General features: G+C 39.0%; 11 protein-coding genes. 5 read left to right on the forward strand and 6 right to left on the reverse strand.

Annotation, left to right across the window (positions count from 1 at the left end; genetic code table 11):
- The 4 genes from HMPREF3116_RS01535 to HMPREF3116_RS01550 form a co-directional block, all read right to left on the reverse strand.
- On the reverse strand, positions 1–692 hold a 692-nt coding region (locus HMPREF3116_RS01535), incomplete at its 3' end, for a YSIRK-type signal peptide-containing protein (RefSeq protein ID WP_070467206.1).
- A 210-nt stretch (positions 693–902) separates the two neighbouring features.
- The gene (locus tag HMPREF3116_RS01540) at positions 903–2,504 is read right to left on the reverse strand and encodes a CTP synthase (RefSeq protein ID WP_070467208.1); all 1,602 of its coding nucleotides are present in this window, start codon (positions 2,502–2,504) and stop codon (positions 903–905) included.
- A 232-nt stretch (positions 2,505–2,736) separates the two neighbouring features.
- Entirely contained in the window at positions 2,737–3,312 is a 576-nt protein-coding gene (gene rpoE, locus HMPREF3116_RS01545; RefSeq protein WP_070467210.1) for a DNA-directed RNA polymerase subunit delta, read from the reverse strand.
- Positions 3,313–3,382: 70 nt separating this feature from the next.
- A complete protein-coding gene (locus HMPREF3116_RS01550; RefSeq protein WP_070467212.1) occupies positions 3,383–3,835 on the reverse strand; it encodes a DUF1934 family protein in 453 nt (150 codons plus the stop codon).
- Positions 3,836–4,004: 169 nt separating this feature from the next.
- Between HMPREF3116_RS01550 and HMPREF3116_RS01555 the strand changes: the two genes are divergently transcribed.
- The 3 genes from HMPREF3116_RS01555 (at position 4,005) to HMPREF3116_RS01565 (ending at position 7,244) form a co-directional block, all read left to right on the forward strand.
- Complete coding sequence (locus HMPREF3116_RS01555) at positions 4,005–4,877, forward strand: lipoate--protein ligase family protein (protein ID WP_246819011.1); 873 nt, start codon at positions 4,005–4,007, stop codon at positions 4,875–4,877.
- Positions 4,878–4,939: 62 nt separating this feature from the next.
- Positions 4,940–6,331, forward strand: a complete 1,392-nt coding sequence (locus HMPREF3116_RS01560) for an HD domain-containing protein (RefSeq protein ID WP_070467215.1) — start codon at positions 4,940–4,942, stop codon at positions 6,329–6,331.
- Positions 6,332–6,404: 73 nt separating this feature from the next.
- The gene (locus HMPREF3116_RS01565; protein ID WP_070467217.1) at positions 6,405–7,244 is read left to right on the forward strand and encodes an aldo/keto reductase; all 840 of its coding nucleotides are present in this window, start codon (positions 6,405–6,407) and stop codon (positions 7,242–7,244) included.
- A 336-nt stretch (positions 7,245–7,580) separates the two neighbouring features.
- On the opposite strand, the gene HMPREF3116_RS01570 is transcribed toward HMPREF3116_RS01565, so the two are convergent.
- A complete protein-coding gene (locus HMPREF3116_RS01570; protein WP_070467219.1) occupies positions 7,581–8,732 on the reverse strand; it encodes a pyridoxal phosphate-dependent aminotransferase in 1,152 nt (383 codons plus the stop codon).
- Between the two features lie 280 nt (positions 8,733–9,012).
- On the opposite strand from HMPREF3116_RS01570, the gene HMPREF3116_RS01575 reads away from it, so the two are divergent.
- The gene (locus tag HMPREF3116_RS01575; RefSeq protein ID WP_070467221.1) at positions 9,013–10,080 is read left to right on the forward strand and encodes an ABC-2 transporter permease; all 1,068 of its coding nucleotides are present in this window, start codon (positions 9,013–9,015) and stop codon (positions 10,078–10,080) included.
- Positions 10,081–10,109: 29 nt separating this feature from the next.
- On the forward strand, positions 10,110–11,213 hold the full coding sequence (locus tag HMPREF3116_RS01580; protein WP_070467222.1) for an NAD(P)/FAD-dependent oxidoreductase: 1,104 nt from the start codon (positions 10,110–10,112) through the stop codon (positions 11,211–11,213).
- A gap of 401 nt (positions 11,214–11,614) precedes the next feature.
- Here the strand turns inward: HMPREF3116_RS01580 and mscL are convergent, their stop codons facing one another.
- Positions 11,615–12,016: a large conductance mechanosensitive channel protein MscL gene (gene mscL / locus HMPREF3116_RS01585; protein ID WP_070467224.1), complete on the reverse strand. Its 402-nt coding sequence runs from the start codon at positions 12,014–12,016 to the stop codon at positions 11,615–11,617.
- Positions 12,017–12,065 lie beyond the last annotated feature (49 nt).

Genomic DNA, 12,065 nt, shown 5'->3' on the forward strand with positions numbered 1-12,065 from the left:
ATTGCAGTTACTTTGACAACTTCCCCTGCTTGGTATACTTCTTTATCCGTAGAGATAGAAATTAATTCAGGGAATTCAGTATCTGCTTCACTAACGTTAGCTGTAGCTGCAAAGGTGCTCATTTGAGGTTGTACGCTTGCTGCTTCTTCAGTTTTGGCTACTATGTCTTCTGTAGTCTCAGTATCTTCTTGAACTGATTTAGTGTCCGCAACAGCCGTCTCTGTTTCAACAATTGCTTCGTTGCTTCCATCTTCTTGATCTGCTACTGCACTATCAGCTACAACATCATCAGATTCAGTGGTTTCCGCTTCAATAGTTGCTTCTTCAGCAACTATTTCTTCCTGTTCATATACTTGTTCAGTAGGTGCTTCTTCTGTAGTAGATACTTCTTCTACAGTTGATTTTTCAGATGCGACAGTCGCTTCAACTACTGCCTCTTCCTCTGAAGTTTCTACTGGTGATACTTCTTCCACACTTTCTTCAGCTTCTGTTGATTCTTCACTAGATACTTCTGTTACTTGTGATTCAACCCCCGTAACCTCATCGGCTTGCACTGAAGTTTCTTGTCCGAAAATAAGTCCCGCAGCTACCACTGCCGAAACTACCCCAACACTTGTGCGCTTGATCGTATAGCGTTTAACCTTATTAGCGCCACGTTTCATTTGCACTTCCCAATTATTCTTCCCTACCATATTTTCTCCTCCGAAAAAATTATTCTTTTTAGTAAAATTAAAACAATATATATAACTAGATATATTATATACCTATAATTCCTAAATAGGAATATCTCTTTTAATTTGAGACCTTTTTGTAATATTGTGAACAAAAAACCTACTCCCTAAAGTTTTTGGAGTAGGTTTTTATTGTGTTTTCACAAGTTAAAATAAACTTTTTAAGCAGTGTTATGCTTCTAATGCTGCACCAATAAAGCCATTAAAGATTGCTTGTCGACGGTTTGGACGCGAGATAAATTCTGGGTGAAATTGAGATGCCACAAAGAATGGATGATCTGGAATTTCAATGATTTCAACTAAATTGCCGTCTGGAGATGTTCCAGAGAAGATCATACCTGCTGCTTCGAATTCTTCACGGTAGGCATTGTTAAATTCCCACCGGTGACGGTGGCGTTCTTCCACTAGCGCTTCATTGTTGTATAATTCACGTGCTTTAGAACCTTCTTTAAGGGCACATGGGTATAAACCTAAACGTTGCGTACCACCTAAGTTTTCTAGTCCTGATTGTGTTGTCATCAAGTCAATTACTGGATGTTCAGTATTTGGATTGATTTCTGTAGAGTTGGCATCAGTATATCCTAAGACGTTACGTGCAAACTCAATAGACGCTACTTGTAGACCTAAACAGATACCTTGGAATGGCACATTGTTTTCACGTGCATATTTGATTGCTTGGATTTTACCTTCAATACCACGATTTCCAAATCCACCTGGTACTAAGATACCGTCAGCATCACCTAGGATTTCTTGTACATTTTCTGCAGTAATGGTTTCAGAGTCGATCCAGTCGATATCCACTTCAGCGTCATGCGCATATCCAGCGTGACGTAATGATTCGGCTACTGAAAGATAAGCATCTTGAAGAGAAACATATTTACCTACTAAAGCAATTTTCACTTTCTTAGATAGGTTTAGTACGCGGTTTTCAAAGTTACGCCATTCACGCATATCAGCTTCTGGTGTTTCGTCAAGACCTAAAACTTCACATACTTTGTCATCTAACCCTTCTTGTTGTAGACGCAGTGGTAGGGTATAGATTGTTTCTACATCACGGTTTTCAATAACGGCATCTTCTTCAACATCACAGAATTGTGCGATTTTTGCAGTCATACCGTCTGGTAGTGGGTGCTCTGAACGTACCACCAAGATATTAGGTTGAATCCCCATACCACGTAATTCTTTAACAGAGTGTTGCGTAGGTTTTGTTTTCAATTCACCAGCTGCTGCAATATATGGTAGTAAAGTTGTGTGGATATAACAAACATTATCTGCACCAACTTGTGAACGCATTTGACGTAATGCTTCAACGAATGGTGTTGATTCAATATCCCCAACAGTACCACCAACCTCAGTAATCACGACATCAGCGCCTGTTGTATCACCTGCACGTAAGATTTTATCTTTGATTGCGTCAGTGATGTGTGGAATTACTTGGACAGTTGCCCCTAAGTAGTCCCCACGACGTTCTTTATTGATCACTTCAGAGTAAATTTTACCAGTCGTTACGTTTGAATATTGATTTAAGTTGATATCAATAAAACGTTCATAGTGACCTAGGTCTAAGTCCGTTTCAGTTCCATCGTTTAATACAAATACTTCCCCGTGTTGATAAGGACTCATTGTACCTGGGTCAACGTTAATGTATGGATCAAATTTTTGAATGGTTACTTTTAAACCTCTATTTTTTAATAAACGTCCTAAAGATGCTGCCACTAAACCTTTACCGATTGAAGAAACTACCCCACCGGTTACAAAAATATACTTTGTCATGATAACCTTCCTTTTCTAAAAATTTTTATGCTTACAATAAGAAGGGAGATGCGAATAACTATTTCCTTAGAAAAAATAAAAAAATCCCTATCTTTCCTAGGAAAGACAGGGAGTAACGTGTTCATCTCACTTCAGTAACGAAACTAAAGTGCCCAAAAAGAATGATAATTCATTTACTTATTCGAGTCAAGGAAAAACAACATGTTTTTTTATAGAGATTTCGAAATCTTTGTTAGAAGTCTTCTTCGTCTTCCTCATCATCATCTTCATCGACTAAGCTAAGGTCGCCTTCAAGACCGTCTTCAAGATCGTCTTCTTCCTCATCGTCTCCTAATTCACCTAAATCAGAAGAGTAAGCTGAGATTTCGTCTTCCTCATCTTCATCATCATCGTAATCTTCTTCGTCTTCAACATAGTCCACATCTTCTGGGTCATCAGATGCATAATCAATTAAGTCTTCATCTTCAACAGAAGCCAATAGACTCTTACTACCTTTATGTTTAGCCTTGATCTCGTCATCATCAATTGACGAAATAATTTCTTCATCAATTGAATCAACTGCATACCACTCACGTAAGCCCCAACGATTTTCACCTAAAGAGATAAAACTACCGTCATAGTTCATTTCTGTATAAAAATTCGCCATTCTATTTTCTAATTCATCTTGTGGCATATTCAAGAAATCTTGAATTTCAGCTAATAAATCATTGAACTCGAATACATTATTCGTTTCTAATAAAATTTGGTATGCGACTTCAACCATTGATAACTGTTCTTTGTTTTGACCAGCAAATCCTTTTAATTCCACTACTAGTTCATCCTTTCGCCTTATAATCAACGCACTGTGATTAATCGTCTAGTATATCCATTATATATTACTACACATGAACCCTTGTTTGCAATTCGATTTGGTATTGACCAATCATTTCTTCTGATTGATATAAGTTGTATGCCACCCGAGCATTAAAGGTTTCCGCATCGTTTTGGTCTATAGTAAGTAAATTTAATTGTCCTTGGAAAGTAATTGCTTGCGTATCTGTCATATGGTAAAGGATATCTGTCTTTTTACCTTTGACCAAATGCATTGTCGTTTCTATACCATTCCCTTGACGGCGGATAGTCACTTTGTCGTTAGCTTCAAATTTTAAACGAACCGCTATGATATTTTCGGTGATTTTTTCTTCATATTCAACATAAATAGCCTCGCCTACTTCATAGTAATAACCATTCGTTTTCGTGGTGAATTCCTCTTGCACTTGTTGTCCATCACGATCTTGCTGGATATAGTTTTTAACCTTTAACTGAATTTCTTGTTTACCAGCATTTGCCATTTGGCAACCTCCTCTAAATTCATCATTGTATGCATATTTTACCCTCCCTATTCTAACATGATTCCCTAGGACTTCAAAGATTGTATGTTGGTGAAACCACCGCCAAATAGGGGAAATAGCTACTTTTATGTTACAATATAAGCAAATTAGTGGAAAGGACTTTCACATCATGTTTGATGTTTTTAAAACAAGCGACAAACCGCTAAATATGGCGGTCTATAAAGATATCACTAAAAATCAGGATGCCTATAATTTAAATGAGGCAGACCAAGTTTTACTCCCCTTTGCGGTAGACGATGCTATCCTAAATGCAATCAATCAAGGGAATTTTGAAGCCCCATTAGCTATTCATTTTTGGCCAACACGCCCAACAGTTATTCTTGGTGGCATGGATACCCGCTTACCCAAATTTAACCAGGCCATAACTTGGTTATATAAAAGCCAGAATATTTTACCGGTGGTACGTCCTGCTGGGGGACTAGCGGTAGTTTCAGACCCAAATGTCTTAAATGTAACCCTATTAATGGATACACAAAATCATGCTTTCACCATTGACCAAGCTTATGAATTCATTGTTGCCCTTCTACAGGAGATGATGGATGGATACGGACTTATATTAGAAGTCGGGGAAGTAGCAACATCGTACTGTCCAGGGAAATATGATGTGTCGATTAATGGGCAAAAGGTAGCCGGCATCGCCCAACGTCGAATTGGGCATGCGGTAGGTATTTATCTTTACATGTCAATTACTGGTGATCAAACCAGTCGCGGACAATTAATCGCTGATATGTATCAAAAGGGCCATGCGGACCAAGATGAAAAAGGGCGCTATCCTCAAGTTGATCCTAGTGTCATGGCGAATCTGTCTGACTTTTCAAACATTGATTCCGTTGAGCAATTTATGGAGCAATTGCTAGCAGTTATCGCTCATGCTGGTGTCAACTTAAGCGAAAGAAAACATAGCGAATTAGATACGGCGACATATATTGAGCGGATGCAAAAGCGCAACCAAGCGCTCTACGATATGTTGGCTGACAAGTAGACAGGAATCGTTCTTTTTCACGTATAAATATAGTAAAGAAGCGTTTATTAAAGGAGGTTTTTATGAGTATTCTAGAGGCTAGTAAACGTATACCCGAGAAGGTCTTTCGAGATCCCGTACATGACTATATACATGTCCAACATCAAGTCATTATGGATTTAATTAATACTAAGGAAATGCAACGGCTTCGTCGAATTAAGCAGATGGGAACGGCTTCTTATACCTTCCACGGAGCAGAGCATTCTCGTTTTAGCCATTCTTTAGGTGTTTATGAGATTGCTCGAAAGATTTGTGATAAATTCGTACGTAATGATGCGGTAGAAGATGGTGGTGCTTGGGACGATAGTGAGCGACTGTTGGTTTTATGTGCCGCACTCTTACATGATATTGGGCATGGCCCATTCTCACATACTTTTGAAAATATTTTCGATACCGACCACGAAAAGATGACACAAGAAATTATTTTATCTGAAGCGACTGAAGTCAACCAGGTATTACGTAGTGTAGCAGCCGACTTCCCTAACCAAGTAGCTGCTGTGATTGATAAAACATATCCTAATCCGCAAGTAGTCCAGTTGATTTCTAGTCAAATTGATGCGGACCGAATGGACTACCTTTTACGTGATTCATATTTTTCTGGGACGAATTACGGTAATTTTGATTTGAGTAGGATCCTACGTGTGATGCAACCTTATGAGGACGGTATTCGCTTTGCTTATAATGGTATGCATGCTGTAGAAGATTATATTACTAGCCGTTACCAGATGTATATGCAAGTCTATTTTCATCCTGTATCAAGAGGTATGGAAATGTTACTACATCACTTGCTGAAACGAGCACAGGAGTTGTTCTTAACAAAAGATACTTTTATCAGTCGAGATACTTATGCACCTTTTCTAGAACCATTTTTCACTCAGGATTGGACACTTGAAGACTATCTGCGCTTAGATGATGGTGTCTTACAAACCTATTTCCAACACTGGGTTGTCTATGCAGAAGATCCCGTATTGCGGGACTTAGCTGACCGCTTCATCAACCGAAAACCATTTAAGTCAGTTACTTATAATGTAGACGAAAACCAAGCTGACCTTAAAACTTTAATTGATTTGGTTGGTAAATTAGGCTATGACATCCGTTATTACGTAGCGATGAATTCGCGTTTTGACTTACCATATGATTTCTACCGACCTAGTGCAGAGAAACCGCGCACTCAAATTGAATTGGTTGAGAAGAATGGCCATATGATTGAGCTATCACAAGCTTCTAGTTTGATTGCAGCTTTTACTGGACAGCAACGCGGTGATGAACGATTATTTCTACCAAACGAATTATTTTATGGGAAAAACCGCGATAACATTACCTTATTTGAACCAATCTTAAAACAGATTCACGCTATGACAAAAACAGGTACAATTACCCCATTGGATGAGAATTTACGAGACACATTGCTATAAAGAGATAGCAGAAGGCTTACATGTTAACTTTGTAAGCTTTTTCATTTATAATATTGATAATGGAGGTGGCAATATGGAAAATATTCGCTTATACAATGGTGTAGATATGCCCCAACTAGGTTTTGGTGTCTTTTTGATCAAAGACTATTCAGAATGTGAACGGTCCGTTGTAGATGCTTTGGCATCCGGATACCGGTCTATTGACACAGCCCAATTCTACCAAAATGAAGAGGCTGTCGGTTCAGGATTAGCAAAGTCAGATGTACCACGGGAAGAAATCTTCTTAACTACAAAAATTTGGCCAAGTGATTACGGAGAAGAGAAAACGTATGATGCTGTTTTAGGCTCTCTTAACCGCTTAGGGACTGATTATTTAGATTTAGTCTTATTACATCAGCCATTTGGTGATTACTTTGGTGCTTGGCGGGCCTTAGAAAAACTTTACCGTCAAGGGATTATCCGGGCCATTGGAATATCCAACTTTTACCCTGGACGCTACCAAGATTTCGTACACTTTGTAGATATCAAGCCAATGGTCAACCAAGTGGAAACACATATTTTCTACCAACAAGAAGAATTACAAAGAGTGATGGCACCTTACGGAACTGTGCTTGAAGCTTGGGGCCCACTCGCACAAGGGAATCATGATTTCTTCAACCATGCAGAAATTAAAGCTATTGGTGACAAATACGGTAAATCGAATAGCCAAGTTGGATTGCGGTTCTTACTACAATCAGGTTATGTAGTGATTCCAAAAACTACTCATAAAAAACGAATGGATGAAAACTTTGATATCTTCGACTTTGAGTTATCAAAAGATGATATGGCTAAGTTAAAAGCTTTAGATACTGGTCAGCCAAATCAACCCCCTCATTGGGATCCGGAAAGAGTCAAACAAATTTTAAGTAAATAACATAAAGCGTAGAGAATGTCGTATTTCGGCCACATCCTCTACGCTTTTAAATAGTTGAATTATTTAAGCTACCTTCATTACAGGTTTTCTTGCCTCTGATCTTACTGATGAATACTGTCTTGTAGGTATTAAAGCCAGTTTAAAGGCACTAAGAGAGACTGGGACAAAAATGTCTCAGCCTCTCTTTGCTATATAAGAACGTTTATCATTTGGTTCCAAAAGTCAGCATTGTCCAAGACTGCCCAAATGTTTCCAATAACATTTCATTATTGTTCGGCTTTTAGTCTAGTACGTCAATTCTAAACGACTTTTATCTCACCTCTTATGCATCATCCACTATATGTCTTGCATAAAGGCTGCCATCCTGTCCATAGCGACTGCGATATCCTCGTCGGATGCTGCATATGAGAAACGGAAGTAACCTTGACCTCCTGGTCCAAAAGCAGAGCCAGGAATGACACCAACTTTGGCTTTTCTTGCTAAATCTAAAACAAAGGTTTGGTCATCATCACCGTATTTAGCTGGTATACGAGGGAAGACGTAAAAGGCCCCTGCTGGATGCGGTATATCTATACCCATAGCAGACATTCGTTCTACAATCATCTTGCGGCGTCGATCATATGCTGCCTTCATCTCATCAATAGCTTGATCTCCATCATTATAAGCTGCGACACCAGCCCATTGGTCCGGCGTTGATACACACGTTACCATGGTTTGGAAAATTTTAAACATCTCTTCGTATAGGTGCGAAGGAATGTGTAAGAAACCAAGCCTAAAACCAGTCATCGCATAAGATTTTGATGCTCCTGCAAGTAAAATCGTCCGATCTGGTAATTCCTGTACCATTGAATAGTGATCATCTTCATAAACTAAATCGCCATATATTTCATCAGATAAAATATAGACATCCGGATATCTACGTAAAACATCCGCTAAATCCTTTACTTGGTCTTTAGAGTAGCAAGTACCAGTAGGATTATTGGGATAGTTTAACATCAATAGTTTAACTTCAGGATGTGCTTGTAATTGACTTTCTAAAACTTCAGGTGTCAAGATGAAATCATCTAAAGAAGTGTCGACCTTAATGGTTTCCCCTCCAGAAAGAATAGAAGAATAGCCATATAAAGGGAAATATGGTGATGGAATCAACACTTTGTCCCCCGGATTTAGCAAGGTCATCATTGTAATCATAAACCCTTGACTTGCCCCTACCGTAATCATAATTTGTTGCCAGTTTAAGTCTAGTTGATGACGACGTTTGTAAAAGTTGGCAATCGCTTGTCGCAACTCCAGTAAACCATCCGAAGCTGCGTAATGGGTGTAGTTCTTATCCAAAGCTTCTTTCATTGCATCTTTGACAAATTCTGGCACATCAAAATTCGGCTCTCCAATGGTAAAAGACAACAAGTCAGGAATCGATGAAACCTGTACATCAAAAGCCCGAATTTCTGATGGTGTAATCTGCTTTAATCGCTCATTGATCATCATATCACTAAAATCCTTTCATTAATCTACAATTTTCCCAACCATATATTTCCTATATTGTAGCACTCATTCCGTTAAACCATGATGCTTTTTCTCAACCTATTGGTAAAAGGGCAATTCTTAAGCTTTAAAAATTACAAAAGATTTAAAAGCTACCGCTATGGGTCTGACTTTTGGTAGTATATAATGAAAAGGAAGTGCATTATAAGGGATGTGCTGACAAAAATGCTTCAGCCCTTTTTCTAAATCAATATATCAAGTGTAATAATGAGGAGTGTATACGATGGCACAACGAAGATATAATACGGATGCGGATGTGGACCAAATGCAAACTCTGCGGGCGGAAACACATAAAAAAGCCAATGCGCTATCGTCGGATATGCGATCCTTCTTCCAGGATTGTGAAGGGTATTTTTTAACGAGTGCTCCGGCGCAACTCGCAATTTATCAAGAATTATCAAAATTAGTAGACCGATTACAGGTAGCGGAATTAAGACAAATTTCAGCCGAAGAAGTGTTAGGCATGTCAGGGGAAGATTATTGTAAGTTAACCCTACGTCGTTTAAACGTTGAGCGTTATGATTTTAGCTTGTCTAAGTATGTTCCAGCAGTTTTATCTTTTATTATATTAACCTTAACCATTTATGCGACTTATATGTTTATCGCTGGCTTTGTTTGGTGGGGAGACTTTTCCTCAGCTATTCAGATGCCTGTAGCGGTGTCTATTCTGGGTTTGCCCTTACAAGTTTTCGTTATTTTTACAGCACTTTTCTTCTGGGTAACTTTCAAACGTCATACGTCTTTTGGCCGTAAATGGTACCAAGATTTTAATATACTATATTTATTGGCGGGTATATTTGCTAGTATACTAGTCTTCACCTTACCTTATATCATCCACACTTACCAAGTAGCACAAGTAAACTTCCCTGTTTGGTTGGTTTGGTTAGTGGCTGTTATTGCGGTTGCCCACTACTTCTTGGTAGCCCATTTTAATGTTGGTGATAAGGTAGATTCATGGATTTCAAACCGCGCTGCACAGACAACCTTAAGTGAAGATGATACTTACTCCCCAACACTGGGCACTTATCTAACCGGTCAACCTGGAAATGATGATAAGGATTTAACGCCTGTTCGGGAATTAGACCAAACACCCGAGAGTGAAGAAAAAACAGGGGTTTCTGATGAACCTATGCGCTTGAATAATTTGTGGAACACCATCATGTTAAAACGACCAATCATCAACCGAAAGACATACCGGGAGATGCAAGAGCGTCAAGAACGCGATGTAGTCTCTGATAAAGACGATAAAAAACATAAGGAAAATCAAAAAAATAATCAACGCCGCAAATAATGACGACAAATAGTAAAGGAGTTCGCTAAGTGAAGATAGCAGTAATAGGTGGCGGGATCGTTGGATCTACCGCTGCCTTTTATTTAACAAAAGACCATGAGGTCACTTTATATGATGATGGAACGGGACAAGCAACCAAGGCTGCTGCCGGAATTATCTGTCCGTGGTTCTCTAAGCGTCGTAACAAACCCTGGTATCGTCTCGCTAATGGCGGTGCGCACTTTTATCTGGATCTATTAAAGGATTTAGCGGACGCAGGTATCAACAGTCAGGCTTATCAACAAAAAACAACTTGGCTGTTAAAGAAGAAGGCGAAATTAATTGATGATTTAATGACCATTGCCGAAAAACGCCAAGAAGGCGCACCGTTAATCCAAGAAATTAACAAGTTATCCCCAAGTTATCAACAGGATAAATTTCCTTATTTCCATTATCAACATGACCTCATTGAAACGGATGGCGGTGCGGTAGTAGATGGTCATGATTTATGTCAGGATTTAATTGCCGCAGCGAATGGGGAAAATCTAAAAGTCGTGAATTGTCGGGCTGATTTAACTTTCTTATACGATGGTAAAGTTATGGTGAAAAATGACCAAGAAGTCTATGATACCGTGGTTTTAGCAACTGGTGCTTGGTTAGGTCAGGTGCTTGAACCCTTAGGATATCAAGTCGATATCCGCCCACAAAAGGGACAATTGGCGGTGATTGAAACTGACTGGGATACCCAACAATTGCCATTAATTATGCCTGAAGGTGAAGGCGATTTTATCCCCCATTTAGATGGCAAAATATTTGTAGGCGCCAGCCATGAAGATGATAAAGATTTTGACTTATCCACAGATCCCAGTCAATTAGAGGATATCTTTTCCACAATTTATCAACTGATCCCAGAACTGGCAACTTATCCAGTTACAGACTATAAAGTAGGTAGCCGTGCCTATAGCTCTGACTATGCACCCTTCTATGGTTCATTGCCTGACCGGCCAAATGTTTATCTGGCATCCGGCTTGGGTTCATCCGGTTTAACCACCGGCCCTTTGATTGCTAGAGAAATTGTCCGGATGATCAATCAGGAAACACCTCAGCTAGATCCCACTGACTATGCAGTAGAAAAATATATCCACATAAAATAAATAAAATCCCCTCTGACAAAAATCAGAGGGGATTTCTTCATTTCTAATATTGTGTATAACTTGTTAAAAAGGAATCCTAGCCACTAAAAAAGACGCAGACAAACGTCTACGCTTTCAAAGTTGTCATTAGGATAGTAACCAGAGCGTTGACGCTCACACTCATCCTTTATAGTCGAGTTCGTTCGACCAGCTCAAGTCCACTTCAGAATAGTTTGTTTCACACTTTGTGTGCTACGGCACTATTCTTCCAGTGTTGTTGAGCTTAACGGTCTCACTCTCATCCTTTATAGTCGAGCTCCAAATGTCAGACTCGTGCCACTTCAGGATTAGACTACGCGATTTTTAATCACTCCGTCTAATCCTTCCACTGTTACGAGTCTTAGCGACATTTGTCACATCCTTTATTTTTTGTTTTGTTCTTTTAGTAAGTCACGGATTTCTGTTAATAGTAATTCTTGGCTATCAACAAGTGCTACTTCGTCGTCTTCTTCAACGCTGTCTTCTTCATGTTCGAATTGGCTCTTCAATGTTGCTACTGCTTTCATCACAAAGAACAATACCAATGCGATGATTAAGAAAGTGATCACTGCTTGGATGAAGTTACCTATTGTTAATACAGCTGAACCTAATTGAACTGTGATAGAAGTAAAGTCTGTTGACCCCAAAAACAATCCAACAAATGGCATAATAATATCACTTACTAATGAGTTCACGATAGCAGTAAAGGCAGTCGCCATTACAACCCCGATAGCCATGTCTAAAACGTTACCTTTAGCGATAAAATCGCGGAATTCTTTAATCATTTCATTTCCTCCCTAATATAACATATACTTAATACACACTCTGTTATTA

This window comes from Aerococcus sp. HMSC10H05 (assembly GCF_001806975.1).
GTDB classification, from domain to species: domain Bacteria; phylum Bacillota; class Bacilli; order Lactobacillales; family Aerococcaceae; genus Aerococcus; species Aerococcus viridans_B.